Source organism: Rheinheimera sp. B2H12 (genome assembly GCF_059620065.1).
On the sequence record NZ_CM184363.1, the window covers coordinates 285,387 to 308,169 of the forward strand.

Consider the following 22,783-nt stretch of genomic DNA (forward strand, 5'->3'; position numbering starts at 1 on the left):
CACCCACTGACGTAGCCGCTTTAGCTCAGTTGGTAGAGCAACTGACTTGTAATCAGTAGGTCATCCGTTCGACTCGGATAAGCGGCACCAGTTTTTGTGTGGAGGGGTTCCCGAGTGGCCAAAGGGATCAGACTGTAAATCTGCCGGCACTGCCTTCGAAGGTTCGAATCCTTCCCCCTCCACCATCTCTTCGTCAGGAAGAATAGCTACGAGTAGGCCGCGGGCATCGTATAATGGCTATTACCTCAGCCTTCCAAGCTGATGATGCGGGTTCGATTCCCGCTGCCCGCTCCAAAATTTGAAATAGATGCTGATATAGCTCAGGCGGTAGAGCGCATCCTTGGTAAGGATGAGGTCCCCAGTTCGATTCTGGGTATCAGCACCACTTCTTCAATAGCCTCCTCTTGCTTTAAAATCCAAAACAAATTCCATATAATCGCCGTTTTGTTTATAAAGGGTCTACTCCATGGCTAAGGCTAAATTTGAACGTAACAAACCGCACGTAAACGTAGGTACAATCGGCCACGTTGACCACGGTAAAACTACTCTGACTGCAGCTATCACCAACGTACTGGCTAAACACTACGGCGGTCAGGCTTTCGCATTCGACCAAATCGACAAAGCGCCAGAAGAAAAAGCTCGTGGTATCACGATCAACACTTCTCACGTTGAATACGATACACCATCACGTCACTACGCTCACGTAGACTGCCCAGGCCACGCTGACTATGTTAAAAACATGATCACTGGTGCTGCTCAGATGGACGGCGCAATCCTGGTAGTAGCAGCGACTGACGGCCCAATGCCACAGACTCGCGAGCACATCCTGTTATCTCGTCAGGTAGGCGTTCCTTACATCATCGTGTTCATGAACAAGTGTGACATGGTCGATGACGAAGAGCTGTTAGAGCTGGTAGAGATGGAAGTACGTGAGCTTCTTTCTGACTACGATTTCCCAGGTGATGACCTGCCGGTAATCCGTGGTTCAGCACTGAAAGGTCTGGAAGGCGACGCTAACTGGGAACCAAAAATCCTGGAACTGGGCGCAGCATTAGACTCTTACATTCCAGAGCCAGTCCGTGCAATCGATAAGCCATTCATCATGCCAATCGAAGACGTATTCTCAATCGCAGGTCGTGGTACAGTAGTAACAGGCCGTGTTGAGCAAGGTATCGTGAAAGTAGGCGAAGCGGTAGAAATCGTTGGTCTGAAAGACACAGTGACAACTACTTGTACTGGTGTTGAAATGTTCCGTAAACTGTTAGACGAAGGTCGTGCAGGCGAGAACATCGGTGCTCTGTTACGTGGTACTAAGCGTGAAGACGTAGAACGTGGTCAAGTATTAGCGAAACCAGGTTCAATCAAGCCACACACTAAGTTTGAAGGCGAAGTGTACGTTCTGTCTAAAGACGAAGGTGGCCGTCATACGCCATTCTTCAAAGGCTACCGTCCACAGTTCTACTTCCGTACTACTGACGTCACTGGTTCAGTAGAACTGCCAGAAGGCGTAGAGATGGTAATGCCAGGCGACAACCTGAAGTTCGTAGTAGAACTGATCAACCCAATCGCGATGGACGAAGGTTTACGCTTCGCTATCCGTGAAGGTGGCCGTACCGTTGGTGCTGGTGTAGTATCAAAAATCCTGGCTTAATTTGCTGGTGATTTAAAAAGGCCCTGCGGGGCCTTTTTTTGTACCCGCAAAACTGCCAGCGCCAGCTAGCTGGTCAGTAGAAATCAGCCAACTGTACTGAGAGCGGAGCTGCGTGCCGCCAAGCTTGGCGTATTTTGTTTACAGCTAAAGCTGCAACTGTAGCTGGCTTGGTGCTGTTTTGAACATTTTCTGCAGATTAGCCTCACTTTATACTGGCCGAAATCCACTGAATCCATTGGCGATTACGAAAAAAACTAAAGATAAACAGCTGAATCTGTTGATATCTTTAAACGAAACACAGAAAATTAGGCCAGTTATCAGACAGGCGCTTGTTTTAGCTGTCTGAGGCAGTATAATGAGCGGCTATTTTTGATACCTGAGAACAGGTAACAAAAGAAATAGGGGCATAGTTCCAATTGGTAGAACAGCGGTCTCCAAAACCGATGGTTGGGGGTTCGAATCCCTCTGCCCCTGCCAATTTAATGGCTTGAGTGCAGCATTGCATCCTGCATTGCAGCTGTAGTAGTGGCTTGTATTAACAAGCACGGAAAGTGAGTTTGAGCATGAACGCAGCAACAGAAGCGCCAAAAAGCGGATTAGATCTTGTCAAATGGCTGGCCGTATTTGCCATCCTGACCTTATTAGTGGTCGCCAACTACGTATTCGAATTTTCTACCCTGGAACGTGCTATCGGTTTAGTGGTGCTGATCCCACTGGCTGGTTTTGTCGCAGCACAAACCGGAAAGGGCCGTGATTTCTTAACTTTCGCCAAAGAAGCCAAGTTAGAAGTTCGCAAAGTCGTCTGGCCGACCCGGCAGGAAACCAATCAAACCACTTTAATTGTTGCTGTTGTCACCCTGATCATGGCTTTAGTCTTATTCGGTCTGGATTGGGTGCTGTTAAAGCTGGTGTCATTTTTAACGGGATTGGGGATCTAAACCATGTCAGAGAAAAAACGTTGGTACGTGGTGCAGGCCTTTGCCGGATTTGAACAACGCGTTGCGACTTCACTACGCGAGCACATCAAAATTCACCAGATGGAAGAAAAATTTGGTGAAGTGTTAGTGCCGACGGAAGAAGTGGTCGAAATGCGTGCGGGTCAGAAACGTAAATCTGAGCGCAAATTTTTCCCAGGCTACGTGCTAGTCCAGATGGAAATGTGTGAAGAAGCCTGGCACTTAGTTAAAAGTGTGCCGCGCGTACTTGGTTTCATTGGCGGTACTTCAGATCGTCCGGCACCTATCAGCCAGAAAGAAGCAGATACCATTCTGAATCGCCTGCAGGATAATGCGGACAAGCCGAAGCCGAAGACCTTGTTTGAAGCTGGTGAAGTGGTCCGTGTGACTGAAGGTCCATTTGCTGACTTCAACGGCGTGGTTGAAGAAGTTGATTACGAGAAGAGCCGCGTCAAAGTGTCTGTTCTTATTTTCGGTCGCTCGACTCCGGTTGAACTGGAGTTTGGACAGGTCGAAAAAGCATAACGGTGAAATAACCGTTGTCATGGGCCGCTGATTAAAATATAATCGCGGCCTTTTTAACATCAGGGGAGCCGTTTGAGTAAGTGTCCTCACACTTACGAGGCAATGACCCTACAACGAGGTGAAACATGGCAAAGAAAGTCACGGCACTTGTAAAATTACAAGTTAAAGCTGGTATGGCAAACCCGTCGCCACCAGTTGGTCCAGCTCTGGGTCAACACGGTGTGAACATCATGGAATTCTGTAAAGGCTTCAATGCCCGTACAGAATCACTGGAAAAAGGTATGCCAATTCCAGTTGTGATCACTGTATACAGCGACCGCTCATTTACATTTGAAACCCGCACCCCACCAGCATCTTTCTTATTACTGAAAGCAGCTGGCTTAAAAGGTGGTTCAGGCCGTCCTAATACCCAGAAAGTGGGTAAAGTGACCCGTGCTCAGCTGGAAGAAATCGTGAATATCAAACGCGCTGACTTAACAGCGGGCAGCGACGAAGCAGCCATCAGCACTATCGCTGGTACTGCTCGTTCTATGGGCTTAGTGGTGGAGGGTTAATCAATGGCTAAATTATCAAAGCGTGCTAAATTAATCCGTTCAAAAGTAGATTCTACTCGTGAATACGCGATCAATGACGCAGTGGCGTTATTAAAAGAATTAACTGCTGGCAAATTCGTTGAAAGCGTTGATGTTGCCATCAACCTTGGTATCGATGCCCGTAAATCTGACCAGAACGTGCGTGGTGCTACTGTACTGCCACACGGTACTGGCCGGACTGTACGTGTTGCTGTGTTCACTCAGGGTGCAAACGCTGAAGCTGCTAAAGCTGCCGGTGCTGACATCGTGGGTATGGAAGACTTAGCTGAACAAGTTAAGAAAGGCGTAATGGACTTTGATGTCGTGATCGCTTCTCCAGACGCAATGCGTGTTGTTGGTATGTTAGGTCAAATCCTTGGCCCACGTGGTCTGATGCCAAACCCGAAAACGGGTACTGTGACGCCAAACGTTGCTGAAGCTGTGAAAAACGCTAAAGCCGGTCAGGTTCGTTACCGTAACGACAAGAATGGTATCATCCATTCTACCGTTGGTAAGATTGACTTCGATACCGACAAACTGAAAGAGAACATCGAGTCTCTGATCATTGCACTGAAACGTGCCAAGCCATCTGTTGCAAAAGGTACTTACATCAAGAAAGTAACTATCTCTTCAACTCATGGGGCCGGTATCGTGCTGGACCAGGCTTCTCTGGAAGCCAAAGTCTAATTAAAGTTGCTTAAATAAGCTGCTTTACAGAGCCGCGCGGTTATTTTATAATCTCGCGCTCAAATTTTAGGGTAGAAGCCGGGCTTTGCTTGCAAAGTGTCTGGCTTCCGTCCAAGACCGTAGGTGCTGCAAAAGCTTAGCTGAGCAGCTTAAAACATCAACCTACGCAGACGGTGTTAGCCCCAGAAAGATTCCTATCAATCTGGCTCTCACCGTAAATCGCGCGCTTGATTCAGGTGACTGAATTTAAGCGATGTGTAGGCACCCGGACAATTCCGTCCGGATGAACCAGGAGTTAAGAGCCAATGGCTATTAAGCTTGAAGACAAAAAAGCGATCGTTGCTGAAGTCCAGGAAGCTGCCAATGGTGCTTTATCTGCGGTAGTCGCAGACGCTCGTGGTGTCGCTGTAGGCAAAATCACTGCTCTGCGTAAGCAGGCTCGTGAAGCTGGCGTATGGATGAAAGTTGTCCGTAACACGCTGGTTCGCCGTGCAGTATCAGGCACTGAGTTCGAGTGTTTAAGCGACGCGTTCGTCGGCCCAACGCTGATTGCGTTCTCTAAAGAGCACCCAGGTGCTGCAGCGCGGATCTTCAAAGATTTCGCCAAAGAGAACCAAAAGTTTGAGCTGAAAGGCGCAGCCTTCAATGGCGCCACAGTCAGTATCGATGTATTAGCAAGTCTGCCAACGCGCGACGAAGCTATTGCACGCCTGATGAGCACTATGAAAGAAGCAGCAGCCGGCAAACTTGTACGTACAATTGCCGCGGTTCGCGACCAAAAACAGGATCAAGCCGCGTAATTTTACGTGTTGTTTGGTAAGTAAAGTTTAATACGGGAATTATCCCGATAGTTTAGGAATCTGAGCAATGTCAGTTACTAAAGAGCAAATTTTAGACGCTATCGCAGCAATGTCTGTAATGGAAGTTGTTGAATTAGTTAGCGCTATGGAAGAAAAATTCGGCGTTTCTGCTGCTGCTGCTGTTGCAGTTGCTGCAGGTCCAGCTGCTGTTGTTGAAGAACAAACTGAGTTCACTGTTGTTCTGGCCGCTGTTGGCGCGAACAAAGTATCTGTTATCAAAGCAGTACGTGGTGCAACTGGTTTAGGTCTGAAAGAAGCGAAAGATCTGGTTGAATCTGCTCCAGCTCCAATCAAAGAAGCCGTTTCTAAAGCCGAAGCTGAAGCTCTGAAGAAAGAGTTAGAAGAAGCTGGTGCTACTGTTGAAGTTAAATAATCCGGATTTTTCTGGATTAGCCGCCTGATTTCAGGCTAGGCTGGTGGTGAAATAACCACCGGCCTTTTTGCGCTGTGGGACATTGATTTTCCCCGCCCCTTATGACGCCATTGTGGATGTTCATAACCACCGCCCCGCGAGGGTAGGTAGGGTAAAAAATCAGCAAGCTGAGGAACCCCATGACTTACTCTTATTCTGAAAAGAAACGTATCCGTAAGGACTTCGGTAAACGCCCACAAGTGTTGGACGTACCATATCTGTTGTCGATTCAAATCGAGTCGTTCAGCAAGTTTATTGAGCCAGATCCAGAAGGTGGATACGGTTTAGAAGCCGCTTTCCGCTCTGTATTCCCGATCAAAAGCTACTCAGGCAGTGCTGAACTGCAATATGTCAGCTATCGGATCGGCGAACCTGTATTTGACGTCAAAGAGTGTCAAATCCGTGGTGTCACTTACTCAGCGCCGCTGCGGGTGAAACTGCGGATGGTGTTATTTGATAAAGAAGCACCAGGCACCATTAAAGACATCCGCGAACAAGAAGTATACATGGGCGAAATTCCGCTCATGACCGAAAACGGTACCTTTGTCATCAATGGTACTGAGCGGGTAATTGTTTCTCAGCTGCACCGTAGCCCTGGCGTGTTCTTCGACCACGACCGCGGTAAAACTCACTCATCTGGTAAAGTGCTGTATAACGCACGCGTCATTCCTTACCGTGGTTCATGGTTAGATTTTGAATTTGATGCCAAAGATGCGTTGTTTGTGCGGATCGACCGTCGTCGTAAGCTGCCGGCCACGATTTTATTGCGTGCGCTTGAGCTGAGCACTGAAGACATTCTGAACACCTTCTTTGAAAATACAAAATTTGAAATCAAAGATGGTAAGTTGATGATGGCCGTTGTGGCAAACCGCTTACGTGGTGAAACTGCCCAGTTCGACATCAAAGACAACAACGGCGAGATTATCGTTGAAGCGGGTCGTCGTATCACCGCTAAACACGTTCGTCAGTTGGAAAAAACCGGCCTGACCCTGATGGAAGTACCGCATGAGTACGTCGTCGGCCGTGTGCTTGCACAAAATTACGCTGACCGTTCAACCGGAGAGATTATTGCCGAGGCGAACGCAGAGCTCACACTGGAGCTGTTAGCAAAATTAGCTAAAGCTGGCTACGATAGCTTTAAAACACTGTATATCAACGATTTGGACCAGGGTGCTTATATCTCTGACACACTGCGTATCGATCCGAGCAATAACCGGATGGAAGCGCTGGTCGAAATCTACCGCATGATGCGTCCTGGCGAGCCGCCAACACGCGAAGCTGCGGAAACTTTATTCCAAAACCTGTTCTTCTCTGAAGATCGTTATGATCTGTCGACGGTCGGCCGGATGAAATTCAACCGCCGCGTCAATTTTGAAGAAGGTAAAGGCGCCGGTGTATTGTCAAAAGACGACATCTTAGCCGTAATGAAAGTGCTGATTGATATCCGTAACGGTAACGGCGAAGTCGATGATATCGACCACCTGGGTAACCGTCGGATCCGTTCTGTCGGCGAAATGGCTGAAAACCAGTTCCGCGTTGGTTTAGTCCGCGTAGAACGTGCGGTGAAAGAACGTCTGTCACTGGGCGACTTAGACGCAGTGATGCCACAGGATTTAATCAATGCCAAACCAATTTCAGCGGCAGTGAAAGAGTTCTTTGGTTCAAGCCAGCTGTCTCAGTTTATGGACCAGAACAACCCATTATCTGAAGTGACGCACAAACGCCGTATCTCTGCGTTAGGCCCTGGTGGTTTAACCCGCGAGCGCGCAGGCTTCGAAGTCCGCGACGTTCACCCAACGCACTATGGTCGTGTCTGTCCTATCGAAACGCCTGAAGGTCCGAACATCGGTCTGATCAACTCATTGTCTATGTTCGCACAGACCAACGAGTACGGTTTCCTGGAAACCCCATACCGCCGGATTGAAGATGGTATCGTGACCGACGAAGTGGATTTCCTGTCTGCTATCGAAGAAGGCAATTTCGTTATCGCTCAGGCCAACGCCGAGTTGAACGAAGAAAACCGTCTGGTAGAAGAACTGGTGCCATGCCGTTATAAAAACGAATTCACCCTGATGCCAGCTGACAAAGTGCAGTATATGGATGTTGCACCGCAACAGATCGTATCTGTCGCTGCGGCTTTGATCCCGTTCCTGGAACACGATGACGCCAACCGCGCATTGATGGGTTCAAACATGCAACGTCAAGCTGTACCAACTTTACGTGCTGATAAGCCGTTAGTGGGTACTGGTGTTGAGCGTGTGGTTGCCAAAGACTCAGGTGTGACTGTGGTCGCTAAACGTGGTGGCGTGATCGACTATGTCGATGCCAGCCGCATCGTGATCAAAGTCAACGAAGATGAAATGGTACCAGGTGAAGCCGGTATTGATATTTACAACCTGACTAAATACACCCGTTCTAACCAGAACACTTGTATTAACCAGCGTCCTTGTGTCAACCATGGTGAGCCGATTGAACGCGGTGACGTCTTGGCTGACGGTCCGTCTACGGACTTAGGCGAACTGGCATTAGGTCAGAACCTGCGTGTGGCATTCATGCCATGGAACGGTTACAACTTCGAAGACTCGATTTTATTATCTGAGCGTCTGGTGCAGGAAGATCGCCTGACCACCATTCACATTCAGGAACTGAGCTGTATCGCTCGTGATACCAAGTTAGGTGCAGAAGAAATTACTGCCGATATTCCTAACGTCGGTGAGTCTGCGCTGTCGAAGCTGGACGAAGCCGGTATCGTGTACATCGGTGCTGAAGTGAAAGGCGGTGATATTCTGGTTGGTAAGGTGACACCAAAAGGTGAAAGCCAGCTGACGCCAGAAGAAAAACTGTTACGGGCTATCTTCGGTGAAAAAGCGTCTGATGTGAAAGACTCATCATTACGCGTACCAAACTCTGTGACAGGTACTGTCATTGACGTGCAGGTATTCACCCGTGATGGCGTAGAGAAAGACAAACGCGCTCGCGAAATCGAAGAGATGGAAATCAAACAGGCCAAGAAAGACCTGAATGAAGAATTCCGTATCCTCGAAGAAGGTATCTGCTCACGGGCTCGTAACCTGATTGAAGGTACTGGTGTCGATCGCACTCGTCTGAACAACATGCGTGCAGATGTATTGTTGTCACAAAGCCTGGCTGACGAAGACAAGCAAAATGACCTCGAGCAACTGGCTGCCCAATACGAAGAAATCCGTATTGAGTATGATAAGAAGTTCGAAGCCAAACGCCGCAAAATCATCCAGGGTGATGATTTAGCCCCAGGCGTGCTGAAAATCGTTAAGGTGTACCTGGCGGTGAAACGTCGGATCCAGCCTGGTGATAAGATGGCAGGTCGTCACGGTAACAAGGGTGTTATCTCTTCTATCGTGCCGGTTGAAGATATGCCATACGATGACAAAGGTCAGCCAGTTGATATCGTATTGAACCCGTTGGGCGTTCCGTCACGGATGAACATCGGTCAGATCCTGGAAACTCACTTAGGCTTAGCGGCCCGTGGTATCGGTGACAAGATCGATGGCATGATCAAAGATCAACGCGATGTTGCCGAGATCCGTGAATTCCTGGTGAAAGCTTATGCGCTGGGTGAATCACGTCAGAATGTTGATGTGGCCAACTTCACCGATGATGAAGTTCGTCGTCTGGCACAGAACCTGCGCAAAGGTTTACCAGTGGCTTCTCCAGTATTTGATGGCGCCAAAGAAAGCGAAATCAAAGAACTGTTAGCCTTAGGTGACCTGCCAACCAGCGGTCAGATCACGCTGTATGATGGTCGTACCGGTAATACTTTCGAACGGAAAGTAACTGTTGGCTACATGTACATGCTGAAACTGAACCACTTAGTGGATGACAAGATGCACGCCCGTTCGACCGGTTCGTACAGTCTGGTTACCCAACAGCCACTGGGTGGTAAAGCTCAGTTCGGTGGTCAGCGCTTCGGTGAGATGGAAGTGTGGGCACTGGAAGCATACGGTGCAGCCTATACCCTGCAGGAAATGTTGACTGTGAAGTCTGATGACGTGAATGGCCGGACCAAGATGTATAAGAACATCGTGGATGGCGACCACCGCATGGAACCAGGCATGCCAGAATCTTTCAACGTATTGATGAAAGAAATCCGTTCGCTCGGTATCAACATCGAATTGGAAGAGGAATAACCCTCAGCGCCCCCTGCGCAAGCAGGGGGATTGTTTGCTGAGTGCACTATTGGGGCGCTAGTCGCCCCGTTACCGGTTAAACCTCTGACAGGAGAGCAAAGTGAAAGACTTATTAAAGTTTCTGAAACAACAAACAAAAACTGAAGAGTTCGATGTGATTCGTATCGGCCTTTCTTCACCGGACATGATCCGTTCATGGTCATTTGGTGAAGTAAAAAAGCCAGAAACAATCAATTACCGTACTTTTAAGCCTGAGCGTGACGGTTTGTTCTGCGCCCGGATCTTTGGCCCGGTCAAAGATTACGAATGTCTGTGCGGTAAGTACAAACGCCTGAAACACCGTGGTGTGATTTGTGAAAAGTGTGGTGTTGAAGTCACACTGACTAAAGTGCGTCGTGAGCGCATGGGTCACATTGAACTGGCAAGCCCGGTTGCCCATATTTGGTTCCTGAAGTCCCTGCCGAGCCGTATTGGTTTGCTGCTGGACATGACGCTGCGTGATATCGAACGTGTGCTGTATTTCGAATCTTATGTGGTGACTGAACCAGGCATGACTTCTTTAGAGCGTCGTCAGATGCTGACTGAAGAAGAATATCTGGACGTGCTGGAAGAGCACGGCGACGAGTTCGAAGCCAAAATGGGTGCAGAAGCAATTCTGGACTTATTACGTGGTATTGAACTGGCGACAGAAATTAAACAAATGCGTGAAGAGTTGCCGACCATCAACTCAGAGACTAAGCGGAAGAAAATCAGCAAACGTCTGAAACTGATGGAAGCATTCCACACTTCTGGTAACAAGCCAGAGTGGATGATTATGACAGTGCTGCCAGTACTGCCGCCGGATTTACGTCCGTTGGTGCCACTGGACGGCGGTCGTTTTGCCACTTCAGATCTGAACGATTTATACCGTCGGGTGATCAACCGTAACAACCGTCTGAAGCGTCTGCTGGACCTGTCAGCGCCTGATATTATCGTTCGCAACGAAAAGCGGATGTTACAGGAAGCGGTTGATGCGCTGTTAGATAACGGTCGTCGTGGTCGTGCCATCACTGGCTCGAACAAGCGTCCGCTGAAATCTTTAGCCGACATGATCAAAGGTAAACAAGGTCGTTTCCGGCAGAACTTATTAGGTAAGCGCGTCGACTATTCAGGTCGTTCGGTGATTACCGTAGGTCCTACGTTGCGTCTGCACCAGTGTGGTCTGCCGAAGAAAATGGCACTTGAGCTGTTCAAGCCGTTTATTTACGGCAAGCTGGAAGCCCGTGGTTTAGCCACCACTATCAAAGCCGCCAAGAAAATGGTTGAGCGTGAAGTGGGTGAAGTGTGGGACGTGTTAGATGAAGTGATCCGCGAACATCCGGTATTACTGAACCGCGCACCAACACTGCACCGTCTGGGTATCCAGGCGTTTGAACCAGTGCTGATCGAAGGTAAAGCCATCCAGTTACACCCATTGGTGTGTGCTGCCTACAACGCCGACTTCGACGGTGACCAGATGGCGGTGCACGTACCGCTGACGCTGGAAGCTCAGTTAGAAGCACGCGCGCTGATGATGTCGACGAACAACGTGCTGTCTCCAGCGAACGGTGAGCCAATCATTGTTCCTTCTCAAGACGTTGTTTTGGGTCTGTATTACATGACCCGTGATGCCATCAACGCCAAAGGCGAAGGCATGATTTTCAAGAGCCCGAAAGAAGCTGAAAAAGCTTTCCGCGCTGGTGTTGCCAGTCTGCATGCCCGGGTGAAAGTACGTTTGACTGAAATCACTAACCACGAAGATGGCACTAAGACCAGCCACACTTCAGTGCGTGATACCACAGTCGGCCGTGCCATTCTGTTCTCTATCCTGCCGGAAGGGCTGGCGTTTGACAGCATCAACCAAGCGATGGGTAAGAAACAGATTTCTCGGTTACTGAACGGTTCTTACCGTCGGATCGGCCTGAAAAACACTGTTATTCTGGCTGACCAAATCATGTATACCGGTTTCCATTACGCGATGTTGTCAGGTGTGTCTGTTGGTATCAACGACATGGTTATCCCTGATGCCAAAGTCGATATCATTTCAGCTGCTGAAGCCGAAGTATCGGAAATCAATGACCAGTTCCAACAAGGTCTGGTGACTGCCGGTGAAAAATACAACAAAGTTATCGATATCTGGTCAACAGCGAACGAAACTTTGTCAAAAGCCATGATGGACAACCTGTCGAAAGAATCTGTGGTTGACCGTGATGGAAATACAGTTACGCAACCGTCATTTAACTCTGTTTATATGATGGCTGACTCAGGTGCACGGGGCTCGCCAGCGCAGATCCGTCAGCTGGCCGGTATGCGTGGTCTGATGGCAAAACCTGATGGTTCTATCATCGAAACGCCAATCACGGCGAACTTCCGTGAAGGCTTAAGCGTTCTGCAGTACTTTATTTCGACGCACGGTGCCCGTAAAGGTCTTGCCGATACTGCGTTAAAAACTGCGAACTCTGGTTACCTGACACGTCGTCTGGTTGACGTCGCACAAGACTTAGTCGTGACTGAATCCGATTGTGGTTCAGATCAGGGCATTATGATGAAGCCACTGATTGAAGGTGGTGACGTGGTAGAAGGTCTGCGTGAACGCGTGCTGGGCCGGGTTGTGATTGGTGATGTGGTAGTTCCTTCAACTGGCGAAGTGCTGGTGGAAGACGGCACCATGCTGGACGAGAAGCTTTGTGATCTGATTGAGAAAAACTCAATCGACGAAGTTTATGTCCGCTCAGTGATTACCTGTCAGACTAACTTCGGTGTCTGTGCCAAGTGTTACGGCCGTGACTTAGCCCGTGGTCATATCATCAACGCTGGTGAAGCTGTTGGTGTTATCGCGGCGCAGTCAATCGGTGAACCTGGTACACAGCTGACGATGCGTACATTCCACATCGGTGGTGCGGCATCGCGGGCTTCGGCAGAAAACAGCGTACAGGTGAAAAACGCCGGTATTCTGAAACTGCATAACGCCAAGTTTGTCCGTAACAGCGACAACAAGATTGTTATTACTTCACGTTCAGCCGAAGTCACGGTATTTGATGAGCTGGGTCGTGAAAAAGAACGTTATAAACTGCCATACGGTTCTATCCTGACCACAGATGACAATGCAGCTGTGTCTTCAGGCCAGATCGTAGCAAACTGGGATCCGCATTCTCACCCAATTATCGTAGAACGTGGTGCCAAGGTATCTTACAGCGATGTTGATGATACCAACACTGAAGTTCAACAGGACGACCTGACCGGTCTGACGCGTACTGTGGTGAAGGATTTATCCAAAGCCAACGCCAAAGAGCCGAAGTTAATCCTGGAAATGGACGACGGTGCGCTGCAGGAAATCCGTCTGCCAAGCTTCACCACCATCGAAATTACTGATGGCCAGAATGTGAAAGCTGGTGCTGTACTGGCGCGGATCCCGCAAGAAAGCTCGAAAACACGCGATATTACCGGTGGTCTGCCACGCGTGGCCGACTTGTTCGAAGCTCGGAAACCAAAAGATCCAGCCATCCTGGCCGAAATCTCTGGTGTCATTAGCTTCGGTAAAGAAACCAAAGGTAAACGTCGTTTGTTGATCACGCCTGAACAGGGTGACATCCATGAAGAAATGATTCCGAAATGGCGTCAGGTCAACGTGTTCGAAGGTGAACGGATCGAGAAAGGTGAAGTTATTTCTGAAGGCCCAGAGTCGCCACACGATATCCTGCGCTTACGTGGTATCCACCATGTTGCCAGCTATATCGTCAACGAAGTTCAGGACGTTTACCGTCTGCAAGGCGTGAAGATCAACGATAAGCACATCGAGACTATTATCCGTCAGATGCTGCGTAAGTGTGTGATCCTGCACCCGGGCGACAGTGAATTCCTTGAAGGCGAACAGGTTGAAGTATCACGCGTTAATCTCGCGAACGTGGAACTGGAAAAAGCTGGCAAGATCCCAGCGAAGTACGAGCGCAGCCTGCTGGGTATTACCAAAGCATCGCTGTCGACCGACTCTTTCATTTCTGCCGCGTCGTTCCAGGAAACGACCCGCGTATTAACCGAAGCTGCAGTTGGTGGTAAGACCGACGAGCTGCGTGGTCTGAAAGAGAACGTTATTGTCGGTCGTCTGATCCCGGCAGGTACTGGTTTTGCGTATCATCAAAATCGTGCCCGTCAGCGTCAACGTATCGCCAATGGTGAAGTCGCTGAACCGGCGATGAGTGCAGAATCAGCCGAGCAAGCGCTGACTGATGCACTCAATATGAATCTGTCTGGCAACGACGAATAAGTTCTTTTCGTTGTGAAGGCCTGACACACTTCTGGTGTGTCAGGCCTTTTGTGCCTTGACAGGTTAAAGGTTGACCAGTAAAATCCCGCAGCCCCAATTTTGGGTGCGATTTTACACACGTTTATGGGTATTTAATAACCAGGAGTATTTAATGGCAACAATCAACCAGCTAGTGCGTAAGCCGCGCAGCCAGGTGGTCTCTAAGAGCACCGTTCCGGCGCTTGAAGCTTGCCCACAGAAGCGTGGTGTTTGTACCCGCGTATACACCACCACACCTAAGAAGCCAAACTCAGCACTGCGTAAAGTATGCCGTGTCCGTTTAACCAACGGTTTTGAAGTTTCTTCTTACATCGGTGGTGAAGGCCACAACTTACAGGAACACAGTGTTGTTCTGATCCGTGGCGGCCGGGTAAAAGACCTTCCAGGTGTGCGTTATCACACCGTACGCGGCACTTTAGACTGTGCAGGCGTTAAAGATCGTAAGCAAGGCCGTTCTAAATACGGCGCTAAACGGCCGAAGAATAAATAACTTAACTCCGTTAAGTAAGGCCAAACTAAGTAACTTTTTTCATTAAAAGTTTTGGAATCACCTGAAGCAATCGGAGTTTCGAATGCCAAGAAGACGCGTCATAGGTCAACGTAAAATCCTTCCAGATCCTAAATTCGGAAGTGAATTACTTGCCAAGTTTGTAAACGTCGTAATGATCGACGGTAAAAAATCAACAGCTGAATCAATTGTATACGGCGCATTAGAAATCGCTGCGACCAAGTCAAAGAAAGCTGAACTGGACATCTTCGAAGTTGCACTGGATAACATCCGTCCAACAGTAGAAGTTAAATCACGCCGTGTAGGTGGTTCTACCTATCAGGTACCATGTGAAGTTCGTCAGGTTCGTCGTAATGCGTTAGCAATGCGTTGGTTAACTGAAGCTGCCCGTAAACGTGGTGAAAAATCAATGGCTCAGCGTTTAGCTGGTGAAATGCTGGATGCTATTGAGAACAAAGGTTCTGCCGTTAAGAAGCGTGAAGATGTGCACCGTATGGCTGAAGCCAACAAAGCATTCGCCCATTTCCGCTGGTAATTTCGACCTTTTAAGAGGATTTGATTGTGGCACGTACAACTCCTATTGAACGCTACCGGAACATCGGTATCTGTGCTCACGTTGACGCGGGTAAAACCACGACTTCTGAGCGCGTACTGTTCTATACCGGTCGTTCGCACAAAATTGGTGAAGTACACGACGGCGCTGCCACTATGGACTGGATGGAACAGGAGCAGGAGCGTGGTATCACTATCACGTCTGCTGCAACAACCGCGTTCTGGTCCGGCATGCAACAGCAGTTCGAGCAACATCGGATCAACTTGATTGACACGCCGGGACACGTTGACTTCACCATTGAAGTTGAGCGGTCTCTGCGTGTGCTTGATGGTGCCGTCGTTGTATTATGTGGCTCATCTGGTGTGCAGCCACAAACTGAGACTGTCTGGCGTCAAGCGAACAAATATGAAGTTCCTCGCATGATTTTCGTCAACAAGATGGACCGGACTGGTGCTGACTTCCTGCGGGTTGTTAAGCAGGCTCGGGATCGTCTGAATTCGACGATTGTTCCTATTCAGCTGCCAATTGGTGCTGAAGAGAACTTCAAAGGCGTGATTGACCTGATTAAGATGAAAGCCATCAACTGGAATGAAGCTGATCAGGGCATGACATTCACTTACGAAGATATCCCTGCGGATATGATCGAGCAAGCGAATGTATGGCGCCAGAACATGATAGAAGCCGCTGCTGAATCTACTGAAGAACTGATGGATCGTTACCTTGAAGGTGGCGAGTTCACAGAAGAAGAGATCCGGGCAGCATTACGTGATTTGACTCTGCGTAATCAAGTGGTTTTGGTGCAGTGTGGTTCTGCCTTTAAAAATAAAGGCGTTCAGGCCATGCTGGACAACGTGGTTTATTTCTTACCTTCGCCAACTGAAGTGAAAGCCATTAAAGGTATTCATGAAGATGAGTCAGAAGGTGAGCGTCACGCGGGTGATGAAGAGCCTTTCGCTGCATTGGCTTTTAAAATCGCGACAGACCCATTTGTCGGTACCCTGACATTCTTCCGCGTCTATTCGGGTGTGGTTGAAGCAGGTTCTGCTGTGTATAACTCAGTGAAGCAGAAAAAAGAGCGGATCGGCCGTATCGTGCAAATGCACGCCAACAGCCGGGAAGAAATCAAAGAAGTTCGTGCCGGCGATATCGCTGCTGCAATCGGTCTGAAAGATACTACAACTGGTGACACGCTGTGTGACCAGGATAATGTGATTATTCTTGAGCGGATGGAATTTCCGGAACCGGTTATTTCCGTTGCTGTAGAACCGAAAACGACTGTCGACCAGGAAAAAATGGGCATCGCGCTGAGCAAATTAGCGGCTGAAGATCCATCTTTCCGCGTTCACACCGATGAAGAGACGGGTCAAACCATTATCTCTGGTATGGGTGAATTGCACCTGGAAATTATCGTTGACCGGATGAAACGCGAGTTCAAGGTTGAAGCAAACGTCGGTAAACCTCAGGTTGCCTACCGTGAAACTATCCGTGCTAGCACAGAAGTCGAAGGTAAGTTTGTTCGTCAATCAGGTGGTCGTGGTCAGTTTGGTCATTGTTGGCTGAAGATTGAACCGCTTGAAGAAGGCAAAGGCTATGAGTTCGTGAATGCCGTGGTTGGCGGGGTTATTCCAAAGGAATACATTCCGGCAATTGATAAAGGTATTCAGGAACAAATGAAAAATGGCATCCTGGCAGGCTATCCTGTGATCGATGTCAAAGTCTCTGTGTTCGATGGTTCTTACCATGATGTTGACTCCAACGAAATGGCGTTCAAAATCGCTGCTTCAATGGGCTTCAAAAAAGGTGCGCTTCAAGCCAAACCAGTTCTGCTGGAACCTGTGATGAAAGTTGAGGTGGTGACACCTGAACACTTCATGGGTGATATTGTTGGCGATTTAAACCGTCGTCGCGGTATTATCAACGGGATGGAAGATGCCCCTGGTGGGATCAAAATTGTAGACGCTCAGGTCCCGTTATCTGAAATGTTCGGTTATGCGACTAGCATGCGTTCTCTGACACAAGGTCGTGCTTCTTATTCAATGGAACCATTGAAGTATATGGAAGCTCCGAATAATGTGACAGAAGCTATTATTGCTGCTCGAAGATCAGGCGAATAATTATTTAATTCAGCCCAATGCACATTGGGCTTACTTAACAGAAGGTAATTAAAATGGCTAAGGCTAAATTTGAACGTAATAAGCCGCACGTAAACGTAGGTACAATCGGCCACGTTGACCACGGTAAAACTACTCTGACTGCAGCTATCACCAACGTACTGGCTAAACACTACGGCGGTCAGGCTTTCGCATTCGACCAAATCGACAAAGCGCCAGAAGAAAAAGCTCGTGGTATCACGATCAACACTTCTCACGTTGAATACGATACACCATCACGTCACTACGCTCACGTAGACTGCCCAGGCCACGCTGACTATGTTAAAAACATGATCACTGGTGCTGCTCAGATGGACGGCGCAATCCTGGTAGTAGCAGCGACTGACGGCCCAATGCCACAGACTCGCGAGCACATCCTGTTATCTCGTCAGGTAGGCGTTCCTTACATCATCGTGTTCATGAACAAGTGTGACATGGTCGATGACGAAGAGCTGTTAGAGCTGGTAGAGATGGAAGTACGTGAGCTTCTTTCTGACTACGATTTCCCAGGTGATGACCTGCCGGTAATCCGTGGTTCAGCACTGAAAGGTCTGGAAGGCGACGCTAACTGGGAACCAAAAATCCTGGAACTGGGCGCAGCATTAGACTCTTACATTCCAGAGCCAGTCCGTGCAATCGATAAGCCATTCATCATGCCAATCGAAGACGTATTCTCAATCGCAGGTCGTGGTACAGTAGTAACAGGCCGTGTTGAGCAAGGTATCGTGAAAGTAGGCGAAGCGGTAGAAATCGTTGGTCTGAAAGACACAGTGACAACTACTTGTACTGGTGTTGAAATGTTCCGTAAACTGTTAGACGAAGGTCGTGCAGGCGAGAACATCGGTGCTCTGTTACGTGGTACTAAGCGTGAAGACGTAGAACGTGGTCAAGTATTAGCGAAACCAGGTTCAATCAAGCCACACACTAAGTTTGAAGGCGAAGTGTACGTTCTGTCTAAAGACGAAGGTGGCCGTCATACGCCATTCTTCAAAGGCTACCGTCCACAGTTCTACTTCCGTACTACTGACGTCACTGGTTCAGTAGAACTGCCAGAAGGCGTAGAGATGGTAATGCCAGGCGACAACCTGAAGTTCGTAGTAGAACTGATCAACCCAATCGCGATGGACGAAGGTTTACGCTTCGCTATCCGTGAAGGTGGCCGTACCGTTGGTGCTGGTGTAGTATCAAAAATCCTGGCTTAATTTGCTGGTGATTTAAAAAGGCCCTGCGGGGCCTTTTTTTATGCCTGTAAAACGCCAGTTACACTTCATCCGATTCACATTCACATGGCACCACCAATTCAAAGGCCGCAAAAAATGGCTGGTTGACGATGTAATGCCAAAGCCACATAGAGAAAAGGCAGCTCGACCGCGACGATAATAAGAAGGCAGTCTAAGCTGTGCTGTACAACAATACGGACAGCAAATCAGAAAGAAATCAAACAAGCGTTTGAATAATTCCGCGGCCCGTGTTAGAACAAACACATCGTACCAGATGGAGAATGCAAGTGAGCCACTACCAAGCACCGCTGACAGACATGCAGTTTAATTTATTCGATTTATGGCAAACCCAGCACTTCTGGCAGCAACAGCCAGCATTACAGGATGCCCTGGACCAAGAAACCGCCAGTGCCATTTTGGCTGAAGCGGCTAAATTCAGTGCCGAAATGATTGCACCTCAGGCTAAAACTGCAGATAACGAAGGGGTCCAGTGGCAAAACGGCGCCGTGACTACGCCAGCGCATTACAAAGCATGTTATCAACAGTTATGCGAAGGTGGCTGGACTGGCCTGGCCGGCGATCCTGAATATGGTGGTATGGGGATGCCGAAAACACTGGCCAGCATGTACGAAGAAATGATGTGCAGCGCAGATATCGCCTTTTCACTGTATTCAGGCCTGACCGCTGGCGCCTGTGTCGCTTTGTTACAACATGCAGATACAGCAACTAAAGATCTCTACCTGCCCAAACTCTACAGTGGCGAATGGTCAGGCACCATGTGTTTGACCGAAGCCCATGCCGGCTCCGATTTAGGCATTATGCGCACTCAGGCCGTACCGCAACCGAATGGCAGTTACCACATCACCGGCAGTAAAATTTTCATTACCGCCGGTGAGCATGATCTGACCGGGAACATTATTCATTTAGTACTGGCAAAACTGCCAGACGCACCGGCTGGCTCCCGCGGGATCTCATTATTTCTGGTGCCTAAATTTTTGCCAGATGGGCAGGGTAATCCAGGGCCGCGCAATAGTCTGAGCTGTGGTTCTGTAGAACACAAAATGGGGATTCATGCATCAGCCAGTTGTGTGATGAATTTTGATGGCGCCGTTGGTTATCTGATCGGTGCTGCCAATAAAGGTTTGGCTTGTATGTTTACCATGATGAATTACGAACGGTTAGCGATGGGCAGTCAAGGTCTTGGCGCAGCCGAGCGTGCTTACCAGAATGCACTCAGCTATGCCAAAGACCGGTTGCAGGGTCGGACTCAAACGAGCGACGCTAACAAAGCAGACCCGATCCTTGGGCATCCGGATGTAAGGCGGATGTTACTGAATATCAAATCGATGAATGAAGCAGGTCGTAGTTTCTCTGTTTATGTGGCCCATCAATTAGATAAAGCCAAATTTGCTGGCGATCAACAAGCAGAGGCCAGAGCAAATTTGCTGACGCCAATTACCAAAGCTTTTATGACCGATCGTGGTTTTGAAGCCTGTGTTACGGCGCAACAAGTGTTTGGCGGTCATGGTTATATTCAGGAATGGGGCATGGAGCAGTTAGTACGGGATGTACGGATCGCCCAAATCTATGAAGGCACCAACGGTATCCAGGCGCTTGATTTTGCGGTACGCAAAGTGGCAGCTGATGGCGGCGTCGCCTTAACTGCGTTACTCAATGAGATAGAAGCGGCCTTACAACAAGCTCCTCAACCGCAACTGCGTATGTTATTGACACAATACCGGCAGTTATTGACCTCATTACTCACCGCAGCAAAACAGGATGCCAATCTGCTGCCTGCGGTGGCCTGCGATTTACTCGACTTAACCGGCTATCTGCTGTATGGCTATATGTGGCAGCAAACCCTGACGGCATTGGATAAGAGTAAACATAGCGCTGATTTTATCGCCGCTAAACAGCAAACGGCGGCTTACTATTTCCAGCGTATTTTGCCAAAAGCGACAGGTTTGGTCGCTTTGTTACAGCAACCAGCGGAGATCGTCACTGATTTTGCCGAGTCATTGTTCTGATCATCGACAGTTCATCCAAGCCTTTGCTCAAATTTACAGCAGAGGCTTGTGTTTCTTGTACAGTTGAGTATAATGCGCGGCCGGTCATTTGAAATGACTGGCGCCTAGGTCAGACGGCAGCAATAAGCTGCGTGGTGATCAGGCTACTACAGTGCCCCCGATTGGGGGGCAAACGTAACATGGTGCATAGGCATTCTCCCTTTATGGTGTGAAAGCCCATGTTTATTTTTGCTCTTTTTTGCTCTTTGAGGCTTTGGTTTATGAGTAATCAAAGGATTCGCATCCGTCTGAAAGCGTTCGATCACCGTTTGATCGATCAGTCAACTATGGAAATCGTTGACACAGCTAAGCGTACGGGCGCACAGGTTCGTGGTCCTATTCCACTTCCTACTCGCCAGGAACGTTTCACTGTATTGATTTCTCCTCACGTCAATAAAGATGCACGTGATCAGTACGAAATCCGTACCCACAAGCGTTTAATCGACATCGTTGAGCCAACTGAGAAAACTGTTGATGCTCTGATGCGTTTAGATCTGCCTGCTGGCGTTGACGTTCAAATCAGCCTGGGCTAATCAGACAGGTTTTTAGAGAGGTTTAGGATATGGCTATCGGTCTAATCGGTCGTAAAGTGGGCATGACTCGCATCTTCACTGAAGATGGCGTATCAATCCCAGTAACCGTAATCGAAGCAACACCAAACCGCGTTACTGCCATCAAAACGCATGACGTTCATGGCTATAGCGCACTGCAAGTGACTGCTGGCACTGTGAAGGCTTCTCGCCTGAACAAGCCAGACGCTGGTCAGTTTGCAAAAGCTGGTGTTGAAGCCGGTCGTGGTCTGTGGGAATTCCGCCTGCAAGACAACGAAGGCGCTGACATTCAAGTCGGCAGCGAGATTACTGTTGAAGTTTTCGCAGAAACGAAAAAAGTTGATGTCGTCGGTACATCAAAAGGTAAAGGTTTTGCCGGTACTGTAAAGCGCTGGAATTTCCGTACTCAGGATATGACTCACGGTAACTCTTTATCACACCGTGCGCCAGGTTCGATTGGTCAAAACCAATCACCAGGTAAAGTATTCAAAGGTAAAAAAATGGCCGGCCATATGGGTGCAGAGCGTGTAACTGTCCAGTCTCTGGAAGTTGTACGTGTAGACGCAGCTCGCAATATCCTGTTAGTGAAGGGCGCTGTCCCTGGTGCTATCGGTGGTGATGTGATTGTTAAACCAGCGGTCAAAGGCTAACGTCTGGAGGAGATGAGTGATGGAATTAGCATTAAGAGACGCTAACGGCGTTCTTGAAGTTTCCGAAGCTACCTTTGGACGTGAGTTCAACGAAGCATTGGTACATCAGGTTGTAGTTGCTTACGCAGCTGGTGCCCGTCAAGGTACACGTGCTCAACTGACACGTTCAGAAGTACGCGGTGGCGGTAAGAAGCCATGGCGCCAGAAGGGTACTGGTCGTGCCCGTGCTGGTACAATCCGTAGCCCAATTTGGCGCGGCGGTGGTGTGACATTTGCGGCTAAGCCACAAGATCACAGCCAAAAAGTAAACAGAAAGATGTATCGCGGCGCGATCATGAGCATCCTTTCTGAACTGGTTCGTCAGGAACGTTTAATCGTAGTAGAAAACTTTGCAGTTGAAACTCCGAAAACGAAAGAACTGACTGCCAAGTTAAAAGCGATGGAACTGAAAGATGTTCTGATCGTTACTGACGAAGTTGACGAGAACCTGTTCTTATCAGCCCGCAACCTGTACAAGGTTGACGTGCGTGATGTTCACGGTATCGACCCTGTCAGCTTAATCGCCTTCGACAAAGTGTTAATGACTGCTGCTGCAGTTAAACAAATCGAGGAGATGTTAGCATGATCCGTGAAGAACGTTTACTGAAGGTTATTCTGGCTCCGCACGTGTCTGAAAAAAGCACGATTGCGGCAGAGACCAACAACACTGTCGTGTTCAAAGTAGCAACTACAGCCACTAAAGCAGACATTAAAGCTGCCGTACAGAAATTGTTCGAAGTGGAAGTTGTAGGTGTTCGTACTGTTAACGTTAAGGGTAAGACCAAGCGCACTGGCGTGCGTACTGGCCAACGTAGCGATTGGAAAAAAGCTTACGTTACTCTTAAAGAAGGCAGCGAGCTCGATTTAGTTGGCGGCGCTGAGTAATAAGAGGAGTT

At 48.7% G+C, this 22,783-nt stretch carries 18 protein-coding genes and 5 tRNA genes; all 23 read left to right on the plus strand.

Annotated elements, in window-relative coordinates:
* The first annotated feature begins 14 nt into the window (after positions 1-14).
* The 23 genes from AC53GJ_RS01400 to rplW all read left to right on the plus strand — a co-directional run bounded on the left by AC53GJ_RS01400 (position 15) and on the right by rplW (position 22,772).
* Positions 15-90 (plus strand) — tRNA-Thr (locus AC53GJ_RS01400).
* Positions 91-100: 10 nt separating this feature from the next.
* Positions 101-185 (plus strand) — tRNA-Tyr (locus AC53GJ_RS01405).
* 34 nt (positions 186-219) lie between these two features.
* A tRNA-Gly gene (locus AC53GJ_RS01410) sits at positions 220-294 on the plus strand.
* 15 nt (positions 295-309) lie between these two features.
* Positions 310-385: transfer RNA gene (locus tag AC53GJ_RS01415), tRNA-Thr, on the plus strand.
* Positions 386-466: 81 nt separating this feature from the next.
* Positions 467-1,651 (plus strand): elongation factor Tu, encoded by a 1,185-nt coding sequence (tuf, locus tag AC53GJ_RS01420; RefSeq protein WP_496730762.1) that lies wholly within the window; start codon positions 467-469, stop codon positions 1,649-1,651.
* Positions 1,652-2,051: 400 nt separating this feature from the next.
* Positions 2,052-2,128, plus strand: a tRNA-Trp gene (locus AC53GJ_RS01425).
* Between the two features lie 86 nt (positions 2,129-2,214).
* The gene (gene secE, locus AC53GJ_RS01430; RefSeq protein WP_496730763.1) at positions 2,215-2,589 is read left to right on the plus strand and encodes a preprotein translocase subunit SecE; all 375 of its coding nucleotides are present in this window, start codon (positions 2,215-2,217) and stop codon (positions 2,587-2,589) included.
* A gap of 3 nt (positions 2,590-2,592) precedes the next feature.
* A complete protein-coding gene (nusG, locus tag AC53GJ_RS01435) occupies positions 2,593-3,132 on the plus strand; it encodes a transcription termination/antitermination protein NusG (RefSeq protein WP_496730764.1) in 540 nt (179 codons plus the stop codon).
* A 125-nt stretch (positions 3,133-3,257) separates the two neighbouring features.
* Positions 3,258-3,686 carry a 50S ribosomal protein L11 gene (rplK, locus tag AC53GJ_RS01440; RefSeq protein ID WP_496730765.1) on the plus strand — a complete coding sequence of 143 codons (429 nt, stop codon included), beginning with the start codon at positions 3,258-3,260 and terminating at the stop codon, positions 3,684-3,686.
* 3 nt (positions 3,687-3,689) lie between these two features.
* Positions 3,690-4,391 carry a 50S ribosomal protein L1 gene (gene rplA, locus AC53GJ_RS01445; protein ID WP_496730766.1) on the plus strand — a complete coding sequence of 234 codons (702 nt, stop codon included), beginning with the start codon at positions 3,690-3,692 and terminating at the stop codon, positions 4,389-4,391.
* A gap of 305 nt (positions 4,392-4,696) precedes the next feature.
* Entirely contained in the window at positions 4,697-5,191 is a 495-nt protein-coding gene (gene rplJ, locus AC53GJ_RS01450) for a 50S ribosomal protein L10 (RefSeq protein WP_496730767.1), read from the plus strand.
* 67 nt (positions 5,192-5,258) lie between these two features.
* Positions 5,259-5,624, plus strand: a complete 366-nt coding sequence (gene rplL / locus AC53GJ_RS01455) for a 50S ribosomal protein L7/L12 (protein ID WP_496730768.1) — start codon at positions 5,259-5,261, stop codon at positions 5,622-5,624.
* A gap of 179 nt (positions 5,625-5,803) precedes the next feature.
* On the plus strand, positions 5,804-9,829 hold the full coding sequence (rpoB, locus tag AC53GJ_RS01460) for a DNA-directed RNA polymerase subunit beta (protein ID WP_496730769.1): 4,026 nt from the start codon (positions 5,804-5,806) through the stop codon (positions 9,827-9,829).
* Between the two features lie 100 nt (positions 9,830-9,929).
* Entirely contained in the window at positions 9,930-14,111 is a 4,182-nt protein-coding gene (gene rpoC / locus AC53GJ_RS01465) for a DNA-directed RNA polymerase subunit beta' (RefSeq protein ID WP_496730770.1), read from the plus strand.
* 151 nt (positions 14,112-14,262) lie between these two features.
* On the plus strand, positions 14,263-14,640 hold the full coding sequence (rpsL, locus tag AC53GJ_RS01470; protein ID WP_031564163.1) for a 30S ribosomal protein S12: 378 nt from the start codon (positions 14,263-14,265) through the stop codon (positions 14,638-14,640).
* Positions 14,641-14,722: 82 nt separating this feature from the next.
* Entirely contained in the window at positions 14,723-15,193 is a 471-nt protein-coding gene (gene rpsG / locus AC53GJ_RS01475) for a 30S ribosomal protein S7 (protein WP_496730771.1), read from the plus strand.
* Positions 15,194-15,219: 26 nt separating this feature from the next.
* Positions 15,220-17,325, plus strand: a complete 2,106-nt coding sequence (fusA, locus tag AC53GJ_RS01480) for an elongation factor G (protein ID WP_496730772.1) — start codon at positions 15,220-15,222, stop codon at positions 17,323-17,325.
* Between the two features lie 53 nt (positions 17,326-17,378).
* Positions 17,379-18,563 carry an elongation factor Tu gene (gene tuf / locus AC53GJ_RS01485; protein ID WP_496730762.1) on the plus strand — a complete coding sequence of 395 codons (1,185 nt, stop codon included), beginning with the start codon at positions 17,379-17,381 and terminating at the stop codon, positions 18,561-18,563.
* Between the two features lie 299 nt (positions 18,564-18,862).
* Positions 18,863-20,608, plus strand: coding sequence for an acyl-CoA dehydrogenase family protein (locus tag AC53GJ_RS01490; RefSeq protein ID WP_496730773.1), 1,746 nt, complete (start codon positions 18,863-18,865; stop codon positions 20,606-20,608).
* Between the two features lie 260 nt (positions 20,609-20,868).
* Positions 20,869-21,180, plus strand: coding sequence for a 30S ribosomal protein S10 (gene rpsJ / locus AC53GJ_RS01495; protein ID WP_008899121.1), 312 nt, complete (start codon positions 20,869-20,871; stop codon positions 21,178-21,180).
* A gap of 29 nt (positions 21,181-21,209) precedes the next feature.
* On the plus strand, positions 21,210-21,848 hold the full coding sequence (gene rplC / locus AC53GJ_RS01500; protein WP_496730774.1) for a 50S ribosomal protein L3: 639 nt from the start codon (positions 21,210-21,212) through the stop codon (positions 21,846-21,848).
* Positions 21,849-21,867: 19 nt separating this feature from the next.
* Complete coding sequence (gene rplD / locus AC53GJ_RS01505) at positions 21,868-22,473, plus strand: 50S ribosomal protein L4 (RefSeq protein ID WP_496730775.1); 606 nt, start codon at positions 21,868-21,870, stop codon at positions 22,471-22,473.
* The gene (gene rplW / locus AC53GJ_RS01510) at positions 22,470-22,772 is read left to right on the plus strand and encodes a 50S ribosomal protein L23 (RefSeq protein WP_068059819.1); all 303 of its coding nucleotides are present in this window, start codon (positions 22,470-22,472) and stop codon (positions 22,770-22,772) included. Before rplD ends, rplW begins: the two co-directional genes overlap by 4 nt.
* Positions 22,773-22,783 lie beyond the last annotated feature (11 nt).